Here is a 26,599-nt window from a genome sequence, read left to right as displayed (position 1 = left end):
GTTTTTTTATGAAATAGTTTCAATATGTTTCTTTTGTTCTTCAAGCTCCAATTCGGCAATAATTTGTCTTTTCATCGCTGTATGAACGTAATCTTTCGCTTCGGCATATGAAATATCATATTTACGTAAAATATCCTGTAAATGGGCAGGAAAAACATCAAGTATTTTATCATAATACACATTCAGTTCATTTTTACTCGGCATTTCAAATTTTAGTTTAATTTGAAACCTGCGAAGTAAGGCTGAATCAATACTGTTGTAAAAGTTTGTGGCACAAATCAACAAACTATCTGTTGGGAAATAATCGATTAACTGAATTATCGTATTTACCAAACGTCTCATTTCGGCAACATCTTTATCGTCACTTTCTCGGCTTCTGCCAATTTGATCAAATTCATCTAGAAATAAAACCGCTTTTTCACGAATCGCTTTGTCAAAAAGAGCCTTTACATTCTTCGAAGTTTCCCCAATTTTAGCATTAATTAAAGTGCTGAGGTTGATAATAACAATGCTTTTATTTAAAGCTGTTGCTACGGCTTTTGCAGTTGTAGTTTTACCACAGCCGGAATGGCCGTGAAGGAGTATTTTATTGTCGACTTTGAGGTTGAATTTTTTTAATTCGTCAATATATTTATGCTCTTTGATTGTGTTAAGCAAAGCCGTTTTGTTTTCTTCGCTGAAAAGCAAGTCAGTAAGCGCAATTTTTTCAGTATCGTTTACAACAAGTTCGTACAGATTCATTTGTGTGTTTTATTTGATGCAAAATTAGGCTTTATTCTGCAATATTTTCATTCCAGATTTCTTTTCCTAGAAAACGATTTCCAAAAATTGAAGTTCCCACTCTTACGATATTAGAACCTTCGGCAATAGCCAGTTCTAAATCCTGCGACATTCCCATTGAAAGTTTTAAATTGGTTACGCCTTCAATTTGAGCATCATAAATTTCATCTCTTATTTTTCGAAGTAATTCTAATGACGGACGCATTTTTTCTTTCTCAACGTCTAATAAACCAATCGTCATTAAACCTTTTATATTTAATGTTTTATACTTTTTTATTTCTCTAATAAAAGAGACAACTTCAGTTGGTGTAAGTCCAAATTTGCTTTCTTCAAATGAAGTATTTACTTGAATAAAAACATCGATGCTTCTGTTTTCTTTTAGTAATTGTTTGTCTAATTCTTCTGCTAGAGATAATCGGTCTAAAGATTGAATGCAGGAAACATATTTTAAAACATCTTTGACTTTGTTGGTTTGAAGATGTCCAATAAAATGACGCTCTATATTTAAATCTTTCAAACCCGAATCTTTATCACGAAGTTCCTGCATTTTGTTTTCGCCAATAAGAGTTTCACCAGCTTCTATTGCAATTCGTATTTTCTCTGCAGGGACCGTTTTAGTAGCCAATAATAATTGCACATCTGATGGATTTCGGTTAGAAAGTCTGCAGGCATCTTCAATACGCTGATGAACTTGCTTTAAATTGTAAATTATATCTTCTTTCATAGCTGCAAAGGTAAAAGTATTGTGAAGCGTAAAAAAGATCCAGTTTTGAGTATTTCAAATAGTCCAGTTTCTTCTATAAATGAGAAAACTGGATTATTTAACGACTGTATATCCTTTCTAATTTTGTCATGGCAATAAAGTCAAATTAAAAACAAATACAAATGAGCAAATCAATTTTTTATCACGCCGGCTGTCCAGTTTGTGTAAGTGCCGAACATGACATTTTAAGTTTAGTTAAAGATGTTGAAGTAGTAAATATTGGAGAAGACAGAGCGAGAATTTCAGAAGCTCAAAAAGCAGGTGTACAATCAGTGCCTGCCTTAGTAACTCCAAACGGAAATGTGCTTCATATTAATTTTGGAGCCTCAATTGCAGATGTAATTGGATAGATATAAGTACCTCTTTAGAAACTATCTAAAGAGGTTTTATAGCTTTTAAATTTAGAATAATTTATATACAATAAAACAATATGAAAGTAGCAGTATGGGATACTTATGTAACTCGAAAAGACGGAGAGGTTATGCATTTTGATATTTTGGTTGATGAAAATACAAGCGATACAGAACAGGTTTTTGAATATGGAAAAGCGTATCTAAAAAGTGTTTCTCAAGAAGGTCAACCTTTAACTTCAAAAGAATGCCGATTTTGTCATATCGATAAAGCGCCTTTAGAAATTGAAAACCAAATTCGTAAAAACGGCTTTTCGATTATCGAAATGGAAAATTGCAATTAACTAATATTTCTTAATTTAATATAGACTGAAAATCATGTGTTTTCAGTCTTTTTTGCTTTATAGATATTTAGAGAGCGCAATAATGCCTTCTTCTAGCTGCTTTTCGCTGAGTGAAGCATAACCTAAACGCAAACCTAAAACGGGCTTTTCAAAACTGAATTTCTCAGGATTCATGATTTTGATTCCTTTGCTTAACAATTCATCACAGACTTTTTGAAGATTGGTTTCTGGACTTGGAACAATCCAAAAAGCCAAACCGCCTTCTGGTTTAATAAAAGTAATTTTGTCTTTAAGATGCAGCTTGCAAAGGCTTTCAAAATAATCTCTTTTTGCTTTATAAATTAAACTGGTTCGCTTGAGATGTCTTTTTATTTTGCCTTCGTTTATAAGGTTCAAGACCGCTTCTTCCATGATGTTATCCCCTTGAACGTCGATGATTTTTCTGTGTTTTCCAATCTTTTCTACGTTTTCTACCGAACTTGCCAGATAACCAATTCGCAGTGCCGGCGCTACAATTTTACTTAATGTGCCTATGTAAACAAAGTTTTTTGCTTTGCTGTAACTCGAAATGGGTAAAATTGGTCGTTGTCCAAAATGAAATTCATTATCATAATCATCCTCAATAATGGTAAAATTATAGTGATTGGATAATTCGATCAATTTCAACCTCTTTTTTAAGCTCATTGTAACCGTCGTCGGAAATTGATGATGAGGTGTAACATAAATGGCTTTTATATTTTTGTGTTTTTTTAGATAAGCTTCAACTTCATGTAAATCTAAACCATCTGATGCGACATTTACTGGAAGCAGTTTTGCACCTGCATTTTCAAAAGCTTCCCAAGCAGGTTTGTAGCCGGGATTTTCGATCATCACAAAATCATCTTTAGTGAGCAAACAATGCGCTGCTAAATACATTGCCATTTGACTTCCTCTTGTAATACAGATTTCATTTGCCGAAACGTTCATCCCTCTTTTAAAATTCAGCATCTGGACTATCGCTTTTCTAAATTCAATGTCACCAAGTTCAGTGCTGTATCCCATAATTTGTCTTCGGGATTTTCTATTAAAGATTTCCCTGTAAGCACGAGCAAGATCATTCATCGGCGCAAGACTGCTGTCGGGTAGTCCATCATCAAAAACAAGATGCGTTTTTGCTTCTGCTATAGTTGTATTAATCTGAGAATCGTTCTTTTTATCACAGAGCATATCAGGTGATAAATCGGCAATAAAAGTACCTTTTCTGTCGATTGTAATGAGCCAGCCTTCGGCGGTTAAAACGTCTAATGCTTCGATGACTGTGTTTCGGTTTACGTTCAGTAAACCAGCTAATTGCCTGCTTCCAGGTAAAGCATTTCCTGAGGTAAGTTTATGTGATTTAATGGCGACGATAATAGCATCGGCAATTTGCAGATAAAGTGCTTTATCTGATTTTTTATCTAATTGAATTTCAAATTGCCATGGTCGTAACATCTGGACTAGTTATTTGTGATAAAACTGTGTTATCTGTGCAGTCCAAAGTTACAATATTTTTGTCACGCAATAATGCATCAACTAAAATTTAATGAACATGGAAACTAAAGAAAAAAAATTCTCATCAAAAGATTTTCATCAAACTTATGCAAGACCAAGTTTTGTAATGCCTGAAAAATTAATTCATAGAAATGTTGAAAATGCGGGGGTACACGATCAATTTTCGACAGAAAGAAAACATCCCGTGTTTTTTGTCGATCTGCCAAGTAAAAATGTAAGCATGACTATTGGGGGATTATTACCTGGACAATTAACGAACAGACATAGACATACCTATGAAACATTGTTGTACGTAATTGAAGGTTCTGGATATACTGAAATTGAGGATCAAAAAGTAGAGTGGAAGGCTGGAGATGCAGTTTATATTCCCGCTTGGACATGGCACAGACATCAGAATTTAAGCAATACTGAAAATGCAAAATACATTGCGACTGAAAATGCACCGCAATTGCAAAATTTAGGAGTTGCACTTAGAGAAGAAGAGGGAAGGGATCTATAAAAAAAGAAAAGAAATGAAAAACAACCAGTTTAAAGGTATTATTGCTTACCCAATTACGCCATTTGATGAAAATGAAAAAGTTGATATTAAGCTTTATAAGCAATTATTAGAGCGGTTAATTGTATCAGGATCTCACGCCGTTGCTCCGCTGGGCAGTACAGGAGTAATGCCTTATTTGAATGATGAAGAAAAAGAGGCTATTACTGAAGCAACTGTTGAACAGACAAAAGGGCGGGTTCCGATATTAGTAGGAGTTTCAAATTTAACAACTGAAAAAACTATTTATCATGCAAAAGCGGCAGAAAAGGCAGGAGCCGATGCTGTAATGATTATTCCGATGAGTTATTGGAAATTGAGCGATGACGAAATCGTGAAGCATTATGATACTGTAGCAAAACAAATCTCGATTCCGATAATGGCTTACAATAACCCAGCTACAGCAGGAATTGATATGTCGCCTGTTTTATTGAAAAGACTTCTTGAAATTCCGAATGTTACGATGATTAAGGAAAGTACAGGCGATGTTCAAAGAATGCATTATTTGAAGAAAGAGTTAGGTGAAGATGTTGCTTTTTACAACGGATCTAATCCGCTGGCACTTTCTGCATTTGCGGCAGGAGCAGCGGGCTGGTGTACGGCAGCTCCCAATTTAATTCCTGAATTGAATATTGCCTTATACAACGCCATTCAAAACAATGATTTGAAGGAAGCTCAAAAAGTATTTTATAAGCAGATCAATTTGTTGAAGTTTATTGTAGAAAAAGGACTTCCTAGAGCAATAAAATCAGGTTTGAATAGTATGGGAATTGACGGCGGAAAGTTAAGAAAACCGTTATTGCCTTTAACTGAAAAAGAAAGCAGCGAACTTAGTGCTATTTTGAAGTTAGTTAATGATTTGAATTAGAAGTAAGAATAGATTCAAAAAAAAACAGCCAAACTTGATTATCAGGTTTGGCTGTTTTGGGGTATAAAATTATAAACTTTTAAGCTTTTTCATAAAGATAGGAAACACTTCGTTTAATTCGTCAAACAAAGGATTTTTGCGATGTTTGATGTGTATTTCATTAAACAATTTTAAACCTACTGCAAACTGTGTGGCTTCATGCGGATTATCAAATATGTTTTTGTCTTTTATTTTTTCTATGATTCCAAAGATTTCATCGTGATTACTAAACTCCAGTCCAAGTTCTTTTGCGGGTTCTGTTTCACCATTTGCATATTGTTTTAGACTTAATGTCAAATGATATTTGTTTGATCTTTTTTCCATGATATTCTATTTCAATTTTATTTTAACCATTTATCTACAATGGTTTTAAACGTTTCTTTGTATTGTTCGCCCACGGTAATTTCAAATTTCCCAATAAAAAGTGAATTTTTACTAATAGCAGTAATTTGATCCAGCGAAACAATAAATGAGCGGTGAACTCTCATAAATTTGGTTGAAGGCAGTTTTTCTTCCAGTGCTTTTAAGGATATAAGTGACAGCACTGTTTTTTGAGAATCGTCGAGATGTACTTTTACATAATCTTTCAAACTTTCTATGTATAAAATATGTTTTAAAGAAATTCTAACCCATTGATATTCTACTTTTAAGAAAATAAACTCATCATCGGCAGTAATAGACTGAAATTGGTTAGAGTTATCTTCTGTTAATTGCAGTACTTTGTTTGCGGCGCGCAGAAACTCTTCATAGCTAAAGGGCTTTAAGAGATAATCTACAGCATTTACTCTATAACCTTCTATAGCATAATGGTTGTAAGCTGTTGTAAAAACAATTCTAGGAAGTGATCCTGGCTGATCTTGCAAAAGTCGGGCGAGTTCCATACCAGTTAAATTTGGCATGTTTATATCCAAAAAAACAAGATCTGGCTGTTTATCGCGAATCAAAGCCATAGCTTCAACTGCATTATCGCAGCTTGCGCTCAATTGTAAAAAAGGCGTTTGCTCAATAAAAGTTTCCACGAGCTTTAATGCGAGTGGTTCATCGTCTACAGCTATACATTTTAATACCATCGTTAATCTAAAGTTAAGTGCAGTTTTACATTGTATTTGCCATTTGGGGCAATACCGGCTTTTAAAGTATGCTTGTCAGGGTAAATTAAATGCAGTCTGCGTTTTGTATTTGTTAACCCAATACCGCCTTCATTTGTAGTTGAAGATTTTTCGAAATACGTATTTTCTACTTCAAATTCTAAAGTACTGTCCTTCTGTCTCAGCGAAATATTAATTTCACTTTTATCAGTAGCATGAACACCATGTTTAAAGGCATTTTCTACTAAAGGTAGTAATAACATTGGAACTATTGGGTAATCGTGAATTTTTTGCGGTATATCAGTTGTAATACTAAGTTTACTGTTAGCACGAAGTTTCATTAAAGCAATAAAATCCTTCATAAAGTCAGCTTCTTTTAGTAAAGTTGTTGTTTCTTCAGTACTATAAAGCAAGTAACGCATCATTCGGCTTAAAGTATGCAGCGCATTTCTCGAATCTTCAATATCAGTGTAAGTAAGCGAATAAATACTATTAAGGGAATTAAAGAAAAAGTGCGGATTTATCTGTGCTTTAAGCATTGCCAGTTCTGCCATTGTTTTATCCTGTTCCAGTTTTTGTTTATGCTGAGCCGCTTTTTGCCAATGTTGCAGCATAGCCCAGCTCGTACTGATTCCTAAAACCAATAAAGTCAGCATTAAAACATAATTGTCAAAATAAGGACTTTTATACTTTCTTAAACCTAAAACCAGACGTATTTTACTGTGAAGATCTGTTTGCGATGTATAAAAATAGGCAATAATCTGCATGACAAAAACAATCAGCAAAGCCCACAGCAAAAATGGCGAAGTATTATCTTTTATTATGGTTTTTGGAACTATAATTCGGGCATTCGAATAGAAAACAATTATTAATAAAAACAGCACTATTATCTGCCAAATCCAAAAAACCGTTGGAAGCACTACATTCCAGGTTAAAGGGATGTAAAACAACATGATAAATCCCAATAATAACCAGCTCAAGATATGCAGTCCGGTGAATAAATAAGGTCTAAAAATGTTTGAAGCCATTATACGTTTTCTTTTTTATGACAATATTACATTTTATTTAAATAAGATATAAAAGCAATCGCTAAAAAGAGATTTAGAGACTTTATAAACCTTATTAGAACCGATGAGTTTAGAAATTAAACAGTTGTTTAATTTTTAAAAATTTCATCGTGTGTCAGCTCATCTCTATCGATTGTCTTTTGCTTTTCGTCTATTTCCTATTTTTCGCGTAGTCTATTTTAGTTCTTTTGCTTACTAATAAATAGATAATTACACATTTTAGCAATGAATAAGCAATCGTTTTTAAGCATTTTCGCAGCATCAATTATTATCGCATCTTGTGGTAATAAAAATGATAAATCGGCTCAAGCCGGAGGCGCGCCACAAGTTAAAGAGTATAAAACGCTGACATTACAGCCAGAATCGGCTACACTAAACAGCGATTATCCTGCTAGTATTCAAGGACAGCAGAATATAGATATTCGTCCAAGAGTTGAAGGTTATATTGACAAGATTTTTGTAGATGAAGGTGCAGTAGTAAAAGCAGGCCAGCCATTGTTTAAAATCAGTGCGCCAGAATATGAGCAGCAAGTACGAACAGCGGCTGCAAGTATTAAAAGTGCACAAGCAGATGTAAGTACTGCAAAACTTGCAGTTAATAAAGTAAAACCATTAGTAGAAAAAGGTATTATAAGCAAATACGACCTAGAGTCAGCTCAATATACTTACGAATCGGCATTAGCAGCTTTAGCACAGGCAAATGCAGCTTTAGTAAATGCCAAAATCAATTTAGGATATACCACCGTAACAAGTCCAGTAGACGGTGTTGTAGGTTCAATCCCATTCCGTTTAGGAAGTTTAGTAAGTTCTAATACTGCAGAAGCTTTAACAACAGTTTCGAGCATAGGAAATGTGTATGCTTACTTTGCTATGAATGAAAAAGCGCTTTTAAACTTTACTAAAGATAATACCGGAATATCGTTAAGTCAGAAAATTAAAAGTCTGCCGGATGTTTCTTTATTGCTTTCAGATGGTTCAGCTTACGATCAAAAGGGAAAAATTGAGACTGTAAACGGGTTAATTAATACCGAAACAGGAACTGTAAATATTAGAGCTCGTTTCTCAAATCCAAAAGGAATTATTAGAAGCGGAAGCAGCACAACTATTAGAATTCCGAGTGATGTAAAAGATGCTATGATTATTCCTCAAAGTGCAACATTTGAACTTCAGGATAAAATTTTTGCAGTAGTCGTAGGAAAAGATGGCAAAACTAAAAATGTCAATATTACGATTCTTGAAAATACGGCCAAAAACTATTATGTAGTTACAAGCGGTTTAAATGCAGGAGATGAAATTGTATTAGAAGGAGTAGCTTCTTTGAAAGAAGGAAGTGAGATTAAAGCTAAAAATCAAAAATCAGAAATGGTTTATGCTGACTTAAAATCATAAAAATGTTTAAAAAATTTATACAAAGACCCGTACTCTCGACGGTAATATCTGTTATTATTGTCATTTTAGGTGTTTTAGGCCTAATTGAGTTACCTATTTCTCAATATCCGGATATTGCGCCTCCTACTGTAAACGTAGCAGCAAGTTATACAGGAGCCAATGCCGACGTAGTACTTAAAAGTATTGTAATTCCGCTTGAAGAGCAGATTAATGGTGTAGAGAACATGACTTACATGACTTCTACAGCAACAAATGATGGAAATGCTTCGATTAAAATTTTCTTTAAAGTTGGTACAGATCCAGATTTAGCGGCGGTAAACGTTCAAAATAGAGTTTCAAGAGCAACAAGTTTATTACCAGTAGAGGTAACTCAGGCAGGGGTTACAGTAACCAAAAGTCAGAGTAGTAACTTATTGATATTCTCTTTATACAGTGATGATAAAGCGTACGATCAAACCTTTCTTCAAAATTATGCTAAGATCAATCTTGTTCCGCAGATTCAGCGTGTAGTTGGAGTAGGAGATGTAACCGTTTTTGGTGCAAAAGATTATTCTATGCGTATTTGGCTGAAACCAGATGTTATGCAGCAATATAAATTGATTCCGAGTGATATTTCGGCTGCTTTGGCAGAACAAAATATCGAAGCGGCACCAGGTAAATTTGGTGAAAACGGAAATCAAGCATTTCAATATGTAATTAAATACAAAGGACGTTTAACAAGTGCTCAAGAATTTGAGGATATTGTTATTAAATCGGTAGGAAACGGACAAATGCTCCGACTTAAAGATGTGGCTAAAGTTGAGTTAGGATCTTTAAGTTATGCACAAACGATTAAAACAAACGGCGTCGAATCGGCAGCGATGGCGATCAGCCAGACTCCAGGGTCGAATGCGCGTGATGTAATCATTAATTCTAAAAAGTTAATTGAAGAAGCGGCAAAGACTTTTCCAAAAGGGATGAAGTACACCATTATGGTGGATGTTAATGAAAATTTAGATGCTTCTATCGAGAAAGTAATTCATACTTTGATCGAAGCTTTTATATTAGTTTTCATTGTAGTATTTATTTTCCTTCAAGATTTTAGATCTACTTTAATTCCAGCGATTGCAGTTCCGGTTGCAATTGTGGGAACGTTCTTCTTCCTGAATTTATTCGGATTTACGATCAACTTATTAACGCTTTTTGCGATGGTTCTAGCCATTGGTATTGTGGTCGATGATGCAATTGTGGTCGTCGAGGCGGTGCACGCCAAATTAGATCACGGTTATAAATCGGCTAAAAAAGCAACTATTCATGCTATGGACGAAATTTCGGGAGCGATTATTTCGATTACATTAGTAATGGCGGCGGTATTTATTCCAGTAACTTTTATTACAGGATCAACAGGAGTTTTCTATAAGCAGTTTGGTATTACACTGGCTGTTGCGATTATACTTTCGGCAGTAAATGCCTTGACACTGAGTCCAGCGTTGTGTGCGCTTTTACTTAAACCACATGCTGACGATCATAAGCATAAAAGTTATTTACAGCGTTTTTATACTTCATTTAACGTTGCATTTGATAATGTAACCAAAAGATACAAACGTTCAGTAAGCTTCCTTTCTGTAAAAAAATGGATCGTTTTAGCTTCAATTTTGATATCGGGTCTGGCATTATTTTATATGATGAAAACCACGCCGTCTGCTTTCGTTCCTTCGGAAGATCAAGGAACTGTTTTTGCTAATATAAGCTTACCGCCATCAGCTTCTATGGAGCGTTCAGATATAATGGCTAAAAAAGTAGACAGTATTGCAAAGACAATTCCGGGAGTTAAAAATACACTTCGTATTGTTGGGCAAAATTTTACCGCGGGAGCGGGAAGTGCTTACAGTATGGTTATTGTAAAATTAGTGCCGTGGGATGAACGTGATTTAAGTGTAAATGATGTTATCGGGCAGCTTTTTGCTAAAACAAGCGGAATTCGTGAAGCTAATATTTTCTTCATTTCACCGCCGACTATTCAAGGTTTTGGGCAAAGCGGTGGATTCGAATTTCAGCTTCAAGATAAAGGCGGGCACACAACTGCTGAGTTCTTTAAAGTGAATACTGAGTTTTTAGAAAAGTTATCTAAACGTCCAGAAATACAATACGCAACAACGCCTTTTAATCCGGGTTTCCCTCAATATATGATGGATATTAATTTGGCAAAAGCCAAAGATGCAGGAGTTTCGATAAACACAATTTTATCAACTATGCAGGGATATTATGGTGGATTGTATGCGTCGAATTTCAATAAGTTCGGAAAGCAGTATCGTGTGATGATTCAGGCTTCGCCAGAATTTAGAACTAATACAGAAGGATTAAATAAAATCTTTATTCGTAACAGTGCTGGAAACATGGCTCCAATTACAGAGTTTGTAAAAATGACCAGAGTTTTTGGACCAGAATCGATTTCAAGATTTAACCTTTTCTCTTCTATTTCGATTACTGGAGCTCCAAATCCAGGATTTAGTTCTGGAGATGCGATTAAAGCCATTCAAGAAGTTGCAGCAGAAAATCTGCCTGCAGGTTATGGATACGAATTTTCAGGATTAACGCGTGAGGAATTAGCATCAGGAAGTGAAACGATTTTCATCTTTATTTTGTGTTTAGTATTCGTTTACTTCTTATTAAGTGCACAGTATGAAAGTTATATTCTGCCGTTTGCAGTATTATTCTCCATTCCGTTTGGATTAGCGGGAGCGTATTTGTTCTCGATTGTGTTCAAGCTAAACAGTAATATTTACCTGCAGATTTCCTTAATCATGCTTATCGGACTTCTTGCGAAGAACGGTATTTTGATCGTCGAATTTGCCCTCGATAGAAGACGTAAAGGTCTGCCAATCGTACAAGCCGCAATTGAAGGAGCTGTAGCACGTTTACGACCAATTTTAATGACTTCGTTTGCCTTTATTTTAGGACTTGTTCCTTTAATGTTTGCTACTGGAGCAGGAGCTGTAGGAAATAGATCGATTGGAACAGGAGCTGTTGGAGGTATGTTAATTGGAACCATTTTAGGAGTATTTGTAATTCCGGTTCTGTTTATCATTTTCCAAACCTTACAAGAAAGAGTAAGCGGTCCTGCAAAAGACGGTTATGATGATGAAGACGATGATGAGGAAATTCAGTTACTAGAAACTCACAAAGAGTAAAATTTAATTAAAACAGAGATGACTAATAGTTCAAATAAATATATTCTGATGGTAATCACAGCCGCACTTTTAAGTGCGTGCTCGATTACCAAAAAGTACGAACGTCCAACAACGCTCTCAACAGATAAGCTGTATCGTGATCAGGCTTCTGCCGATTCTACTACAATTGCCGATATGCCTTGGCAGAGCGTTTTTAAAGATGAAAAATTAAATGCGTTAATTCAAAAAGGATTAGATCAAAATCTTAATCTGAAAAATGCAATTGAAAATATTGTGCAATCGAGAGCTGCTTTGCGTCAAAGCAAATTAGCGTATTATCCAACATTAAACGTAGATGCAAACATTACGCGAAATAAACAATCGCAAGCGGGACTTAATTTTCCTCCGGGGATTAATATCAATACATTAACTACAACCCATAAATTAGGTCTAAGTTCTTCTTGGGAAATTGATGTTTGGGGAAAACTAAGCAGTTCAAAAAGGGCAGCTTTAGCTTCTTATCTTGCTACAGATGCCGCAAAGCAAGCAATTCAGACACAATTAATTTCAGACATTGCAAATAATTACTTCTTGTTGTTAGCTTACGATAAACAATTAGCAATTACAGAAGCTACATTGGCAAGTCGAATCAAAAATGTTGAAACGATTAAAGAATTAAAAGAAGGTGCTATTGTAACTGGTGCGGCTGTAGTACAAAGTGAAGCCAATCAACATGCTGCTGAGGTTTTGATTCCAGATTTAAAACAAAGCATTCGCGAAACTGAGAATGCGATAAATATTTTGTTAGGGCAGGCGCCTGGAGCAATTGAAAGAGGAGTATTAGGTACGCAGATTATTCCTGAGAATATTGCTGTAGGCATGCCTTCACAATTGTTGCACAATCGCCCAGATGTTCGTCAAGCGGAATTTAATTTCAGAGTTGCTTTTGAGTCGACGAATTTGGCTAAAACGTATTTTTACCCAAGTTTGACACTTACAGCGAGCAGCGGATTTTCGAATTTAGAATTGAAAGATTTCTTTAGTAATTCTATTTTCTATTCGATTATTGGCGGTTTAACGCAGCCAATTTTTAATCAAGGGCTTAACAAAATGAGATTGACAACTGCGCAGTCACAACAATTACAAGCTTACAATAATTTTCAACAAAGTCTTTTAAATGCAGGACAAGAAGTTTCAAATGCTTTGTATGCTTATGAGATGGCAGTAGAAAAAGAAGATTCAAGAGAAAAACAAATTGAAGCATTAGAAAAAGCAGTCGATTTTACACAACAGCTTTTAGAGTACAGCTCGGCAACAAATTACACCGATGTATTAACTTCAGAACAAAACCTTTTAGCGGCGCAATTGAGCGGTGTAAATGATAACCTGCAAAAACTGCAAGCCGTTGTTAATTTATACAGATCTCTTGGCGGAGGCTGGAAATAGAAGCAAAAGCAATAAAAATTCCACAATGATCATGTTTCTTCGATGATCGCCTATTAATTAAATTTAAACATGACGAAAAACGCCTCAATTAATTGAGGCGTTTTTTATTAAATCTAATATTTAAAATGATTTATTGTTTTAAAGCTTTCACTTTATGTCCGTACAAACCAAACGATAAAATAATCACAAAGCACAAAAGCGGAATAATATATCCTGATTGAATGTCATCGTGTTTCATATCGATTAAAGTTCCCATTGCATAAGGAAGAATTGCACCACCCACAATCGACATTACAAGCCAAGAAGAACCCGTTTCTGTATTCGATTTTAAACCAACCAATCCTAATGAGAAAATAGTTGGAAACATAATCGACATAAAAAAACCGATACCACCTAAAGCGTAGATAACCACAATTCCAGTTCCGTAAATGGCTAATAAACAAAGCACAATACTGGCAGCGCAATAAATAGAAAGTAAAACATAATCTTTTACAAACTTCAAGAAAAAAGTTCCAATAAAACGTCCTGCCATAAACAAGAAACCATAAATACCTAGATAGTATCCTGCTGTTTTTTCATCTAAACCTGCACCTTGCTGTGCAATTCTAATAAAAAAACTCGTAATACAAACTTGCGCACCAACATAAAAGAACTGCGCCGCAACAGCCCAGCTTAAATGGCGGAATTTTAAAACAGAGAAAAATCCTGGTTTAATTTCAGCTTCAGTGTGCTGAGGTTTCATTGATGGCAAATGCATGAAATAGAATATAATCGCTACCAAAACCAATACACTTCCTAAAATAATATAAGGCATTTTTACTGCAGCAGCTTCGCCTAATAAATACGATGCTTTCTCTGCTTCAGGCATTGCTGCCATTTGTTCTGGTGTATGATTGGTTCCAGAAAGGATAAATAAGGAACCTACAATTGGAGCAATCATAGCCGCTAAACCGTTGAATGAAGCTGCTAAATTCAATCTTTTAGAAGAGGATTCAGCAGGCCCTAAAATGGCCGCATATGGATTGGCGCTTGTCTCTAAAATTGTTAATCCGCAGCCAATTACAAATAATGCAAATAAAAACAATTCGTAAGTTCTCGTATTTGCGGCAGGCACAAACAAAAATGCTCCGGCAGCGAAAACTAATAGTCCAGTAATAATACTGTTTTTATAACCAAATCGTTTAATAAGCATTCCGGCTGGAATCGCCATTATAAAATAAGCGAAAAATACCGAAGTATCAATCAATGTCGATTGACGGTTGTTTAATTCACATGCTTTTTTTAAATGCGGAATTAAAATAGAATCCAGATTATGTGCCATTCCCCAAAGGAAAAATAAGCTGGTAATTAAAATAAATGGCAAAAGGTATTTTGTCCCCTTTCCGCCTTCTGACGCTACTTCGTGTATGTCGCCAGTTTGGTTTGTTACTTGCATTAGTTAGTTTTTTTAAAGGTTCAAAGATGCAGAGATTCAGAGGTTCAAAGGTTTTTGTAGAGACGCACAACAGTGCGTCTTGATCTAAAGGTAATGAAGGCAAAACCTCTGTCTCTTTGCAACTTTGAACCTTTGTCCCTCAAAAAGAATTATTTCTTTTTGACCAAAAGAAGGTGATCACATACCAAAACCACTTCACCTCTTTGGTTAATGATTTCAACATGTTCTGTTACGGTTCCCATTTCGGGATTTTTGGCTTCGCCTTTTTCAGAAATGGTAATTTCAGAATGGATTGTATCGCCAATATGAACTGGTTTTACAAAACGCATTTTGTCATATCCTCTAGAAAAAGCTTCAGGATTTATTTCAGAAGCCGTTAGTCCGATACCAATGGCAAAAATCATAGTTCCGTGCGCAATACGCTGTCCGAATGGCTGTGTTTTGCACCATTCCGCATCCATGTGATGAGGGAAAAAATCTCCCGTATGTCCGGCATGAACCACAAAATCAGTTTCTGTAATGGTTCTGCCTAAAGTTACTCGCTTATCATCAAGTAAGTAATCCTCGAAAAATGTTGATTTGAAATACATAAATATTTAGTCGTAAAGTTGTAAAGTCTAAAGTTTGAAAGTCTAAAGTTGTAATGTTAAAAGTCATAAAGTGTTATAAAGCCAAGTCTTTAAGACTTTCGACTTTTGACTTTAAGACTTAAATTAAAATCCCTCCGTTTGTGTTGCTGATGTAGCAGGCTTCAACGACTTTCATGGTGTCTAAAACGTCTTGAACGCTTGCTAATAATTTTGAGTCTGAACCTTCTTTAAAGCGCATTAAATTTGACATCGTTCCTATGAAAGCTTCAGGAAACCATGAGCCTTCAAGATCAACTTTTTTCCATTCATATTTGCCTTCTTCGTTCTCAATCGCATATTCAAAAAGGTCTGGAAGTCCGTCAGGATAATTCATCAATAAACCCATTTTGGCTTTGATAGCTCCTTTTGTTCCTTCCCATTTTATATAGCTTTCTTCGTGTTTTGGGCCAAAATGATGATCATGATTTGTGTTGATAACAACATGTTTATCTTCGCCATAATCTAGAATAATAGTAGAGCGGCATGATGATAATTTTTTTAGCGGATGTTTGGCTGTTTTCGCCATTACACTTTTCGGATTTCCTAGAAAAGATCTAATACAATCAATGTAATGCACACTGTGAAAAAGAATCTCCAATCTTGGATGTTCTTTGATTAACGGAAATAATTCCCAAGGTGTATTTACAGTAACTTTAAATTCAAAATCGTATAAATCGCCAATCAATCCTTCATTGATTAAATATCTCGCAGCGCTGACAAATGGTGAAAAACGAAGCTGAAAATTGATTGCTGCAACGAGGTTTTTTCTTTCGCATACTTCGACAATCTCTCTTGCCTGAGCCAAATCATTCCCCATTGGTTTCTGAATCAAAACTGCTGCTCCATCTGGCAATTGCTCTAATATTTCAATATATTGATCAGGCAAAACTGTAATGTCATAAACCGCATTTGATGGCGCGTTTTTAACGGCATCGGCAACATTTTCAAAAACATGCTGAATCTCAAATTCTTTGGCTAGATCGTGTGCTTTTGCAATCGTTCTATTCGTAATGCCAAAAACCGTAAAACCAGCCATTTTATAGGCAGGTAAATGAGCGTCTTTCACAATTCCGCTGGCTCCAATAATGATAATCGGCTGTTTGGTTTCGGGCAGTAAAGGTTTATATGGAATATTCATTTTTTTATGTTTTTAGTTAATCAAGGAATTTTGATGAAGGTCTTATCGCCAAAGCCAATATCCTCATTTTTGTCATCCCTCATTTCTCATGATGACAAGATTGTGGTTAAACATTTTGAATTAATTTTTCGATATTGTGCTGTGTTATTTCTAACAATATTTTTGATGGAATTTCTGTTTCAATCGCTTTCAAAACCATCTGATCTATAAATTCTGTCACTTTAGGCCAAATTGGAGTTTGCGGTAAAGTCAAAGCATTTTCATGCAGCATTGCCAGTTTATGGTAGTACGGAATCGTTTTATTGATTTCGGCATCATTCCAAGTCGATTTTCGGCATCCTATTCCACCTTCAGTAGTCAATAGTTTATCACTTTCAGCCGTTGTTGCGAATCGTAAAAAATCGTAAGCCAATTGCTGATTTTTACTTCCAGTTCCAATCGTGTAAAGCCAATACACATTTAATGAAGCCGTTTTGCAGTTTGCGTTAAAAGGCAATTCTGTAATATCTACTTTGCCTTTTACTTTCGATTCATCGATAACTTCACACATTGAGGCAAAACCAAACCAGTTAATTGCCATTGCGGCTTGTCCTTCGGCGAAAGCCATTCCTGCTTCAACAGAACCAAAATTCTTCGATCCCGGATGAACAGCATCTGCATTACTAACTATAGTTCTATAATAATCTAAAGCTTCGACAGCTTGATTCTGATTGATGTTAATTTGATTGTTATTGTCCAAAAGTGAGCCGCCGCGTGTCCATAACTGTAAACAGAAATCGAAAACCATATTGTGACCGTCAGGATAATTGGCAAAAACACAGCCATATAAATTGCTTTCGGGGCGGTTGAAAAATGTAGCGATTTGGGTGAATTGCTCCCAAGTTTTAGGAGGGAACAATTCGTAACCAAATTGTTTTTTGAAGTTTTCTTTTTCAATTGGATTTTCAAATAAGTCCTTTCTGAAAATCAAGCACTCTGGACCATCATGAAACGGAAGACCGAACGTTCCGTTTTTAATCTGTTGTAAATGCAATAAAGATTTGTGCCAGCCGTCAGGATAATTCTGCGGAGGATTTTGAGAAATAAAAGAGGTTAAATCTAGAACTGCTTTTTCATTTGCAGCATCAAAAATCCAATCTGTATTTATGTGTGCAATGTCCCATTTTCCTTTTTTTAAACCTTTCTTTGTGATGGTTTCTTCATATAGATCGTGCAGTTCCATTGGAATCATTTCAACGTCAATCTGAATATTGTTTTTCAAACAAAAAGCATCCCACAGCTTTTGCAGCGTGCTTTCGAAAGGAGAAAATTTTCTAACAGCGATTCTAAATTTTGCCATATTTTATGCTATAAACTCGTTTATAATTCGCTCATTATCCTGTCCTAATTTTGGAGAACCTTTAGTTGATGTAAAATGTTCACCATCAATTTTTATTGGACATCTTGTAGTTTTATACGAATAGCCGTCAAGCATTTCAACCTGTTGTGTAAACTCTAAAACTTTAAAACCATCTTCTTTAAAAAGCTGTTCATAGTTTAAAACGCCTGCACACCAAATGTCAGCCGGTTCTAAAATATCCAGCCAAAATTGCATTTCCTGTGTCAATAGGTGAGAAGCCAGAATATTTTTTATTTCATCTCTAAGCGTAAACTTATTCTCTGGGAATTGCAACAATTCATCACATTTCAGCAATGAAGCCAAAACAGGAATCGATCCCATTGCCAAAGCCAGATAACCGTTTTTGGTTTCGTAAATTCCGTATGGCGCGCCTAGATAAGCATGAGCATTATTAGTTTTAGTTCGAACTGGCAATTCGCCGCCATCATTAAAGAAAGTTGTAATAGTTTCAAATTGAAAATCAAAAGCTGATTCCAGCATACTTACTTGAACTGTTCCGCCTATATTTTGCGTTGCCTTTCTATATAAAGCAGCTAAAATTCCCTGCGCTAAATGTGCGCCAGCAAGCATATCAACAATTGACAATCCCATTGGTACAGGACCATCTTCCTGATTACCGCTTAACCAAGTTAAAGCCGTTAAAGATTGCAATAACAAATCCTGTCCCGGTAAATCTTTAAGTTCAGGATGATTTCCAAAACCCGAAATCGAAGCATAAACCACCGTTGGATTTATTGCTTTTACATCATCATAACTTAAACCAATGCGTTCCATTACGCCCGGTCTGAAATTATGCATAACAACATCAGCTTTTGCTAATAATTTTTTTAATTTTTGAAGCTCCTCAGGTTGTTTAAAATCAATGGCAAACGATTCTTTATTTCTGTTTATAGTATGAAAAACAGACGATTCACCGTTCATAATTAAGTCAGAAGTATATAAGGTTCTGCAAATATCGCCAGTTTCTGGTTTTTCAATTTTTATAACGCGTGCGCCCAAATCAGCCAAGCGAAGACTTGCTGACGGACCTGAAAGAAACTGACTAAAATCTACTATTAAATAATCTTCTAATGGTTTCATTTTTTTGTTTAACCGTTTTATCGTTTTATCGTTTTATCGTTGAATCGTTTATTTGTTTAACCGTTTTCATTCAAAAAGTAAAATCTAATTTGATCTGCTGAAATCTTTCAAAATCTGCGTGAAATACTTTTTAAATAGATTTTTTCACGCAGATTTACACAGATTGATGCAGATTTAAATATAATACTGATGAAGAAAAAATCACTCAAAAGATTGAATTAGCTCTTTGTGTATACTTAAATTATTTTGACCTACTTTTGGTGCTGCTTTTTCACTTAACAGAATTTTTCCATCTAACTGAATCGGACTTCGGGTGGTAACCAAAGTTTCTCCGTCTGAATTTTTTACGGTTTGTTTTAATTGTAAATCCTTCACAAAAGGCTGTTGGTCTAAAGTTTCATAATCGAGAACTTTTCCAGCCCAAATTCCTTGTTTTTGAAGTAATTCTAACCAATAATCTGCTTTTTGTTCCGCTAATTTATTGGCTAAAATCGTTCTGATTTCGTCTCTTTTTTCAAACCAGAGATGTTTAGCAGCATATTGATTTAAATCGACTCCAATTGTATTTCCTATAAAAAGTAAATCGCCCATTGCCAGCGAAATATAATCGTCTTGTGTTTTGTAAACTCCGTAAGGCGCACTTAAAAAAGCGTGTGCACTTCCTTTAATATCACCTCGTTCCGGCTGTTGTCCGCCATCGTTTAAGAAGGAAGTAAGCGCTTCAAACTGAACATCCAAAATAGATTCCAATAGACTCACTTCAACCAAAACACCTTTTCCGGTTTTGGCTCTTTTTAATAAAGCTGCTAAAATTCCCTGCACAAAATGATTGCCGCACATTAAATCGGCGACAGCCAAACCAAACGGAACTGGTCCCTGACTTTTTCGGCCGCTCAGCCAGCTTAAACCCGAAAGTGACTGCAAAAGCAAATCTTGTCCCGGTTTTTTTGCCCATGGACCTTTATCGCTGTAACCTGTTATAGTTCCGTATATTATTTTTGGATTAATGTTAAGCGTTGTGTTGAAATCTAATCCGATTTTTTCCATCACACCCGGTCTGAAATTATGTGTCATAATATCAGCCTTTTCGATTAGTTTTTTAATTAAAATTAAATCGTCAGGATTTTTTAAATCAGCCGCAAAAGATTCTTTGTTTCTGTTAATTGTGTGAAACAAAAGACTGCTGTCATCCACAAAAAGATCTTTTATACTTAATTGTCGGCAGGCTTCACCTTTTACAGGGCGTTCGATTTTGATCACTCTCGCGCCTAAATCAGCTAACTTTAATCCGGCAGAAGGACCCGCCAAAAACTGGCAGAACTCTAATACAATTAATCCTTCTAATGGTTTCATGAATTTTGCAGTTTTAAGGATTTTGTATAAAGTACATTCAATGCATCTAAAACCAGTTCTTCGTTACCGCCATATAATAAATAATCACGAACCACATCGCCCGCATGATCCTGAAAATACATATGTCCAGAATATCTTGGTCTTAAAAATGCTCTTTCTAAAGCAGGCAGCGTATTTTTGAAATAATTATTTGTTATCGAATTGATTCTGTCGTTTTTCCATGCTTGCAAATGTCCTGGCTGACCGCCATTATCAGCAAAAATATTCTGCTGAACATGAGAAGATCCTGTAAATTCGGCATAACGAATCGCTTCGGGAATATGCTTGCTGAAAGAAGAAACGGCTAATCCTGTTCCGCCCAAAGAACTAATCATTGGCGCATTATGCAGCTTTACTAAATCATAAAAATGAAGGAGGTTTTTGCTGTATCCCGCTCTCGAATAGTTTGAATATCCATATGCAAATGGACAATAAGCAATTTCATCTGAATTAACCATCGCTTCGTAAACCTGAATTGGATTTCGATTAAAGTTGGCAGGATCAATTAATTGTGACAATTCTCGAAACAACTGCAAAGCTATTTTTCCTGTTTGTGCAGAAATAACTTTATCTTCAGATTGAAAAGGAGCTTCGCCCAAACTGCAGCAGAACATATAAAAACTCATTAAAACATCAACCGGAATTCCAGCAAATGCTACCAAACCTTTTTTGGCTAAAGCCAATAAATCGTCATATGTTTGCGGAACTTCAAGTCCTGCTTTTTCTAAAATATCCAAACGCGCTGCAGCAACTGGAGTAGCAGCATCAATAGGCAAAGCCCATAATTTATTGCTGAAAACATAACTTCCGTATGATTTTCCAACCGTATTTATTTCTTGATCTTTTATATAATCCGCAGATAGATAATCAGAAAGTGGGAGTATAGCATTAGTATGCGCACCAAAACCTGTCCACGGATGATCGATTACAAGTAAGTCAAATCTTTTTGCAAGATCTTCAATAGAAGCATCTGCAAATTCTTGTAAACTTCTTTTCTCCCAAGTAATTTCGATTTCAGGATTTAACTCGGTAAAGCGCTGTGCCGTTGCAACCATAGGCAATAAACCTCTTGTATGATTCCACGTAATGCCTTTTAATATTGCCATTTTTGATTGAATTATGTGTATGGAAAATAATAAATGTAAAAAATACAATTACAAAATTAGGAATAAGATTGAGATAGGCAAGAAATTGTAGTTTTTAACACATTCTTTTTTTGTGTAAAGCTTTAAACTTCTGTAAAATTTTTTACAAAGCGCACAAAAAATGTTATAATTTATTAAAGAAAGATCATTTTATTAGATTAGTAAAAAATAAAACTCAAATTTAATTTATATCAGCTACATTTGTAATTGTATTTTTTACATTTATTATTTATGCAAATGATTTTAATCAAAAAATACGGTTTTTATAATACTAAATAATTAAAGAGATGTTTTCATTACAAAATAAAAAAGCAGTCATAACGGGCGGCGGAAGCGGAATAGGAAGAGCAATTGCTGCTTTGTTTGCCAAGCAAGGTGCAGAAGTTCATATTATTGATTTATCTATTGAAAGTGCGCAAGATGCCGTAGACGAAATTAAAAATGCAGGAGGAAGTGTATTCTCGTATGCCTGTAATGTTTCTAGTCAAGCTGATGTTAAAGCAACTTTCGAAAAAATAGGAAATATCAATATTTTAATCAATAATGCCGGAATCGCAAATGTTGGGAAAGTAGACACTACTTCTGAAGCTGATTTTGATCGTGTAATGGACGTAAACGTAAAAGGAGTTTACAATTGTTTGTTTGCGGCGATTCCACAATTCCGACTTTCAAATGGCGGTGTGATTTTAAACATGGCGTCGATTGCGGCGTGGGTTGGAATTTCGGATAGATTTGCTTATTCAACAGCAAAAGGAGCTGTAATGGCAATGACTTTATCTGTAGCAAGAGATTATTTAAATGAAAATATCAGATGTAATTCTATTTCTCCTGCAAGAGTTCACACACCTTTTGTAGATGGATTTATCTCTAAAAATTATGCTGGAAAAGAAGAAGAAATGTTTGATAAACTTTCTAAATCACAGCCAATCGGACGTATGGGAAAACCAGACGAAATTGCCGCTCTGGCTTTGTATTTATGCAGCGAAGAAGCTGGATTTATCACAGGATGCGATTATCCAATCGACGGAGGATTTATTAAATTAAATAACTAGAAAAGGGACTAAGGTTCTGAGGTACTAAGGCGCTAAGGAAAAAACTTAGAACCTTAGAATCTTAGTAACTAAGCACCTTTAAAAACCTTAGAACCTAAAAAATAATTAATCAAAAAATAGAAAAAAAATGAAATTAATACGTTTTGGAGAAATCGGAAAAGAAAAACCAGGAGTTTTAATTAATGAAAAAAGATATGATGTTTCTTCTATCGTTTCAGATTTTAACGAAAGTTTTTTTGAAGAAAATGGTTTAGAAAAATTACAAAAGGCATTAGACAGCAATCCTTCTTTGCCAGAAGTTGATGCGAGTATTCGTTTAGGCTCTCCTGTTGCGAGACCTTCAAAAATAATCTGTATTGGCTTAAATTATGTAGATCACTGTAAAGAAACAAACGCACCGATTCCAACAGAGCCAATTATCTTTTTTAAATCAACGACTTCTTTATGCGGTCCAGATGATGATGTAATTATTCCGAAAAACAGTGTAAAAACGGATTGGGAAGTGGAGTTAGCTTTTGTTGTAGGCAAAAAATCAAGTTATGTTGAAGAAGCGGAAGCTTTAGATTACGTTGCTGGTTATGCTTTATTGAATGATTACAGCGAAAGAGAATTTCAAATTGAGCGCGGTGGACAATGGGCAAAAGGAAAAGGATGTGATACATTTGCGCCTCTTGGACCATTTTTGGCTACAAAAGATGAAGTAAAAGATGTTGATAATTTATCAATGTGGCTAAGCGTAAACGGTAAAAAATACCAAGACAGCAACACGTTAAATTTGGTTTTTAAAATTCCTTATTTAGTGCATTATTTAAGTCAGTTTATGACTTTGCTTCCTGGTGATATCATTAGTACAGGAACGCCTCCGGGAGTTGGTTTGGGCATTAAACCAGATCCAATTTACTTAAAAGCAGGTGATGTTGTAGAACTTGGAATTGAAGGTTTGGGAACAAGTAAACAAAAGGCTGTAGCTTACAAAAAGTAATATAACTATCTATTATTGTGACGCGGATAAAACGGATTTACTTCGTAAAAACGCGGATTTAAACGGATTTTATATTTAAGAAAATTAATAAAAATCCGTCCCATCCGTGTCTTCGCGATAGCGAATCTGTATCATCCGCGTCTAATTAGAAAAACAAAACAAAAAAATGAAATATATTGTTTGCGAAAAACCGCAGGAATTTCTATTAAAGGAAACCAGTATTCCAGAACCAAAAGAAGGTGAAGTTTTATTGAAAATAAAAAGAATTGGAATCTGCGGAACTGATATTCACGCTTTTGGAGGGACGCAGCCGTATTTTGAATATCCTAGAATTTTGGGTCACGAATTGGCAGCAGAATATGTAAAAGGAAATGCTGCAGGTTTTAAACCAGGCGATAAAGTAACTTTTATTCCGTATTTCAATTGTGGAAAATGTGTTGCGTGCCGAAATGGATTAACAAACTGCTGTGTAAATATTAAGGTTTTTGGAGTTCATATTGACGGTGGAATGGCTGAATATGTAACGATTCCAGAGCAGTATTTACTTCACGGTCAGGGATTAGATTATGATGAATTGGCTTTGGTCGAGCCATTGGCAATTGCGGCGCACGGAGTACGAAGAGCGGCTGTGAAATCAACAGATACTGTTTTGGTAATGGGAGCAGGACCAATTGGAATTGGATTGATTCAGTTCGCAAAAATTGCCGGAGCAAAAGTGATCGTAATGGATATCAATGATTACCGATTAAATTTCTGTAAAACCGAATTGAATGCAGATGAAACGATTAATCCGTTAAACGATGATGTAGCTGCTAAATTGGCTGAATTAACAAATGGTGATATGGCGAATGTTGTGATTGACGCAACTGGAAATCAGAAAGTAATGAACAGTGCTTTCAATTATATCTCGCATGGCGGAAGATTTGTTTTAGTTGGACTTCAAAAAGGAGAATTAAGTTTCAGCCATCCTGATTTTCATAAGAGAGAATCTACTTTAATGAGCAGCAGAAATGCCACTATTGAAGATTTCGAATATGTAATGAAATGCTTGAAAGAAGGCAAAATTGATCCAAAAAAATATATTACACACAGAACGAGTTTTGCTGAAATGATTACTGATTTCGGACAATTAATTGATCCGAAGAATAATGTGATTAAGGCATTAATTGAAATAGACTAAGAGTATATTGTAAAGTACTGTTTGTCATTTCGACGAAGGAGAAATCTTCGTAAGAAACTCAGTAAAGATTGGCGAATTTCTTGGTGGAGCTACTCGTGGAGATTTCTCCTTCGTCGAAATGACAAAAATGAGGAAAAATATAACTTTAAATACCCACAAAAATGGATTTAAATTTAAAAAATAAGATAATTGTTGTTTCTGGTTCAGCTGGAAAAGAAGGCAGTATTGGAGAAACAATCATTAACCGAATTGCAGATGAAGGAGCTATTCCGGTTTTAGTAGATCGAAATGCAAGAGGTTTCGCTTACGCGGAAAGGCTTCAAAAAAAAGGAATCGATTCTTTATTTGTACAGACGGATGTAACTGATCCTGTGGAAATCGAAAATGCGGTGAAAACAATCGTAGCAAAATACGGACGAATCGATGCTGTCATCAATAATGTTGGTGTAAATGACGGTGCAGGTTTAGATGCTTCTTACGAGGAATTTATGGATTCATTAAAACTAAATGTAGTAAGTTATTTTTTACTGGTTAAATATGCGCTTCCATACTTAAAAGAATCAAAAGGAAATATCCTGAATATTGGTTCAAAAGTAGCTTTAACGGGACAAGGCGGAACTTCAGGTTATGCTGCTGCAAAAGGCGGAGTTTTAGGACTTACAAGAGAATGGGCGGTAGATTTAATTCAATTCGGAATCCGTTCGAATGCTATTATTATTGCTGAAAGTTATACACCTGCATACGAAGATTGGATTAAAACGTTGGAAGACGGAGAAATTGTTTTAAAGAAAATCAATAAAAGCATTCCGTTTGAAGGCAGAATGACTAAAACAGAAGAAATTGCAGATACGGCGCTTTTCATTATTTCTGATCGTTCTTCGCATACAACAGGACAATTTGTTTTTGTAGATGGAGGTTATGTGCATTTAGATCGTGCTTTAATCAACGATGTAAACTAATTCAAAATGAATAACCGAATTGATTCTCATCAGCATTTTTGGAAATTTGATCCCGTTAGAGACAGCTGGATTGATGAAAGTATGTCAGAAATTCAAAGAGATTTCCTGCCAGAAGATTTATTGCCATTGCTTGCAGAAAATAACTTTTCTGGTTGTGTAGCAGTGCAAGCAAGTCAGTCTGAAGATGAAACCAATTTCCTTGTGGATTTGGCATCTAAAAATGATTTTATAAAAGGAATTGTAGGCTGGGTTGATCTTCGTGCAGATAATATTTCAGAACGTTTACGTCATTTTTCTTCGAATAAAACAATAAAAGGATTCCGTCATGTTGTACAAGGCGAAGTTGATGATTTTATGTTTAGAGAAGATTTTCGTAACGGAATTTCAGCTTTAAAAGAGTTTGATTTTACGTATGATATTCTGATTTTTCATCGTCAATTGCCGGCTGCGATAAGTTTGGTAAAAGATTTTCCGAATCAAATGTTTGTAATCGATCATATTGCTAAACCAGATATCAAATCAGGAAGTATTGATTCATGGAAAAAAGGAATCGAAGAAATTGCTAAATGCGACAATGTATGGTGTAAAATCTCAGGGATGGTCACCGAAGCCGATTGGGAAAACTGGACACCAGAGGATTTAAAGCCGTATTTGGATGTGATTTTTGAAAATTTCTCAACAGATAAAATACTATACGGCTCAGATTGGCCGGTTCTTAATATTGCTTCTGATTATAAAGAGGTTGTAAAAACTTTAGAAGATTATATTTTGAAGTTTTCTATCGAAGATCAAAATAAGATTTGGTTTGAAAATGCAAATGCGTTTTATGATCTAAATAAATAGAGAATATAAGAACAAAA

The 26,599-nt window shown here is 35.2% G+C and carries 25 protein-coding genes; 12 read left to right on the top strand and 13 right to left on the bottom strand.

The annotated features are described in order from the left end of the window. Window positions 1-6 precede the first annotated feature (6 nt). Window positions 7-741 (bottom strand): AAA family ATPase, encoded by a 735-nt coding sequence (locus BOW55_RS15755; RefSeq protein WP_129024890.1) that lies wholly within the window; start codon window positions 739-741, stop codon window positions 7-9. Between the two features lie 31 nt (window positions 742-772). Continuing rightward, the gene (locus BOW55_RS15750) at window positions 773-1,504 is read right to left on the bottom strand and encodes a YggS family pyridoxal phosphate-dependent enzyme (protein WP_129024889.1); all 732 of its coding nucleotides are present in this window, start codon (window positions 1,502-1,504) and stop codon (window positions 773-775) included. 161 nt (window positions 1,505-1,665) lie between these two features. Here BOW55_RS15750 and BOW55_RS15745 point away from each other — a divergent pair, with 161 nt between their 5' ends. Together BOW55_RS15745 and BOW55_RS15740 are read left to right on the top strand one after the other, a co-directional pair. Beyond that, window positions 1,666-1,893 (top strand): thioredoxin family protein, encoded by a 228-nt coding sequence (locus BOW55_RS15745; protein ID WP_089054721.1) that lies wholly within the window; start codon window positions 1,666-1,668, stop codon window positions 1,891-1,893. An 80-nt stretch (window positions 1,894-1,973) separates the two neighbouring features. Beyond that, window positions 1,974-2,237 carry a DUF2024 family protein gene (locus BOW55_RS15740; RefSeq protein ID WP_089054720.1) on the top strand — a complete coding sequence of 88 codons (264 nt, stop codon included), beginning with the start codon at window positions 1,974-1,976 and terminating at the stop codon, window positions 2,235-2,237. A gap of 57 nt (window positions 2,238-2,294) precedes the next feature. On the opposite strand, the gene BOW55_RS15735 is transcribed toward BOW55_RS15740, so the two are convergent. Then, window positions 2,295-3,707 carry a PLP-dependent aminotransferase family protein gene (locus BOW55_RS15735; protein WP_129024888.1) on the bottom strand — a complete coding sequence of 471 codons (1,413 nt, stop codon included), beginning with the start codon at window positions 3,705-3,707 and terminating at the stop codon, window positions 2,295-2,297. 97 nt (window positions 3,708-3,804) lie between these two features. Here BOW55_RS15735 and BOW55_RS15730 point away from each other — a divergent pair, with 97 nt between their 5' ends. Continuing rightward, window positions 3,805-4,266: a cupin domain-containing protein gene (locus BOW55_RS15730; protein ID WP_089054718.1), complete on the top strand. Its 462-nt coding sequence runs from the start codon at window positions 3,805-3,807 to the stop codon at window positions 4,264-4,266. A 13-nt stretch (window positions 4,267-4,279) separates the two neighbouring features. Next, a complete protein-coding gene (locus tag BOW55_RS15725) occupies window positions 4,280-5,170 on the top strand; it encodes a dihydrodipicolinate synthase family protein (RefSeq protein WP_129024887.1) in 891 nt (296 codons plus the stop codon). Between the two features lie 69 nt (window positions 5,171-5,239). On the opposite strand, the gene BOW55_RS15720 is transcribed toward BOW55_RS15725, so the two are convergent. Genes BOW55_RS15720 through BOW55_RS15710 form a run of 3 tightly spaced genes read right to left on the bottom strand, consistent with a single transcriptional unit; the run spans window position 5,240 to window position 7,325 of the window. After that, window positions 5,240-5,533 carry a DUF3861 family protein gene (locus BOW55_RS15720; RefSeq protein WP_089054716.1) on the bottom strand — a complete coding sequence of 98 codons (294 nt, stop codon included), beginning with the start codon at window positions 5,531-5,533 and terminating at the stop codon, window positions 5,240-5,242. Between the two features lie 17 nt (window positions 5,534-5,550). After that, on the bottom strand, window positions 5,551-6,279 hold the full coding sequence (locus BOW55_RS15715) for a LytTR family DNA-binding domain-containing protein (RefSeq protein ID WP_089054715.1): 729 nt from the start codon (window positions 6,277-6,279) through the stop codon (window positions 5,551-5,553). A gap of 2 nt (window positions 6,280-6,281) precedes the next feature. Further along, a complete protein-coding gene (locus BOW55_RS15710) occupies window positions 6,282-7,325 on the bottom strand; it encodes a sensor histidine kinase (RefSeq protein ID WP_129024886.1) in 1,044 nt (347 codons plus the stop codon). A 264-nt stretch (window positions 7,326-7,589) separates the two neighbouring features. Here BOW55_RS15710 and BOW55_RS15705 point away from each other — a divergent pair, with 264 nt between their 5' ends. From BOW55_RS15705 to BOW55_RS15695, 3 genes are read left to right on the top strand one after another with little or no spacing between them, the layout of a single operon-like run. Beyond that, window positions 7,590-8,753 (top strand): efflux RND transporter periplasmic adaptor subunit, encoded by a 1,164-nt coding sequence (locus BOW55_RS15705; protein WP_129024885.1) that lies wholly within the window; start codon window positions 7,590-7,592, stop codon window positions 8,751-8,753. A gap of 2 nt (window positions 8,754-8,755) precedes the next feature. Beyond that, entirely contained in the window at window positions 8,756-11,923 is a 3,168-nt protein-coding gene (locus BOW55_RS15700) for an efflux RND transporter permease subunit (RefSeq protein ID WP_129024884.1), read from the top strand. An 18-nt stretch (window positions 11,924-11,941) separates the two neighbouring features. Next, window positions 11,942-13,348, top strand: coding sequence for an efflux transporter outer membrane subunit (locus BOW55_RS15695; RefSeq protein WP_129024883.1), 1,407 nt, complete (start codon window positions 11,942-11,944; stop codon window positions 13,346-13,348). Between the two features lie 130 nt (window positions 13,349-13,478). Here the strand turns inward: BOW55_RS15695 and fucP are convergent, their stop codons facing one another. From fucP to BOW55_RS15660, 7 genes are all read right to left on the bottom strand, one after another. Next, window positions 13,479-14,783, bottom strand: a complete 1,305-nt coding sequence (fucP, locus tag BOW55_RS15690) for an L-fucose:H+ symporter permease (protein WP_089054710.1) — start codon at window positions 14,781-14,783, stop codon at window positions 13,479-13,481. 149 nt (window positions 14,784-14,932) lie between these two features. Beyond that, window positions 14,933-15,373, bottom strand: a complete 441-nt coding sequence (locus BOW55_RS15685) for a MaoC/PaaZ C-terminal domain-containing protein (protein ID WP_129024882.1) — start codon at window positions 15,371-15,373, stop codon at window positions 14,933-14,935. A 118-nt stretch (window positions 15,374-15,491) separates the two neighbouring features. Next, a complete protein-coding gene (locus tag BOW55_RS15680; protein WP_129024881.1) occupies window positions 15,492-16,550 on the bottom strand; it encodes a Gfo/Idh/MocA family protein in 1,059 nt (352 codons plus the stop codon). Window positions 16,551-16,656: 106 nt separating this feature from the next. Continuing rightward, on the bottom strand, window positions 16,657-17,889 hold the full coding sequence (locus BOW55_RS15675) for an extracellular solute-binding protein (RefSeq protein ID WP_129024880.1): 1,233 nt from the start codon (window positions 17,887-17,889) through the stop codon (window positions 16,657-16,659). 3 nt (window positions 17,890-17,892) lie between these two features. Next, a complete protein-coding gene (locus tag BOW55_RS15670) occupies window positions 17,893-19,029 on the bottom strand; it encodes a CaiB/BaiF CoA-transferase family protein (protein ID WP_129024879.1) in 1,137 nt (378 codons plus the stop codon). 201 nt (window positions 19,030-19,230) lie between these two features. Then, a complete protein-coding gene (locus tag BOW55_RS15665; RefSeq protein WP_129024878.1) occupies window positions 19,231-20,382 on the bottom strand; it encodes a CaiB/BaiF CoA-transferase family protein in 1,152 nt (383 codons plus the stop codon). Then, window positions 20,379-21,527 carry an ABC transporter substrate-binding protein gene (locus tag BOW55_RS15660; protein WP_129024877.1) on the bottom strand — a complete coding sequence of 383 codons (1,149 nt, stop codon included), beginning with the start codon at window positions 21,525-21,527 and terminating at the stop codon, window positions 20,379-20,381. Before BOW55_RS15660 ends, BOW55_RS15665 begins: the two co-directional genes overlap by 4 nt. Before the next feature lie 326 nt (window positions 21,528-21,853). Here BOW55_RS15660 and BOW55_RS15655 point away from each other — a divergent pair, with 326 nt between their 5' ends. From BOW55_RS15655 to BOW55_RS15635, 5 genes are all read left to right on the top strand, one after another. Next, a complete protein-coding gene (locus tag BOW55_RS15655; RefSeq protein ID WP_129024876.1) occupies window positions 21,854-22,618 on the top strand; it encodes an SDR family NAD(P)-dependent oxidoreductase in 765 nt (254 codons plus the stop codon). A gap of 127 nt (window positions 22,619-22,745) precedes the next feature. Next, the gene (locus tag BOW55_RS15650; protein ID WP_129024875.1) at window positions 22,746-23,600 is read left to right on the top strand and encodes a fumarylacetoacetate hydrolase family protein; all 855 of its coding nucleotides are present in this window, start codon (window positions 22,746-22,748) and stop codon (window positions 23,598-23,600) included. Window positions 23,601-23,766: 166 nt separating this feature from the next. Continuing rightward, on the top strand, window positions 23,767-24,780 hold the full coding sequence (locus tag BOW55_RS15645; protein ID WP_129024874.1) for a zinc-binding alcohol dehydrogenase family protein: 1,014 nt from the start codon (window positions 23,767-23,769) through the stop codon (window positions 24,778-24,780). 161 nt (window positions 24,781-24,941) lie between these two features. After that, window positions 24,942-25,739: an SDR family oxidoreductase gene (locus BOW55_RS15640; protein ID WP_129024873.1), complete on the top strand. Its 798-nt coding sequence runs from the start codon at window positions 24,942-24,944 to the stop codon at window positions 25,737-25,739. A gap of 6 nt (window positions 25,740-25,745) precedes the next feature. After that, window positions 25,746-26,582, top strand: coding sequence for an amidohydrolase (locus BOW55_RS15635; protein ID WP_129024872.1), 837 nt, complete (start codon window positions 25,746-25,748; stop codon window positions 26,580-26,582). Window positions 26,583-26,599: the final 17 nt, after the last annotated feature.

The organism is Flavobacterium sp. YO12 (assembly GCF_004119495.1).
In the GTDB taxonomy this organism is placed as follows: Bacteria; Bacteroidota; Bacteroidia; order Flavobacteriales; family Flavobacteriaceae; genus Flavobacterium.
This window is presented reverse-complemented; position numbering and strand designations above follow the sequence as displayed.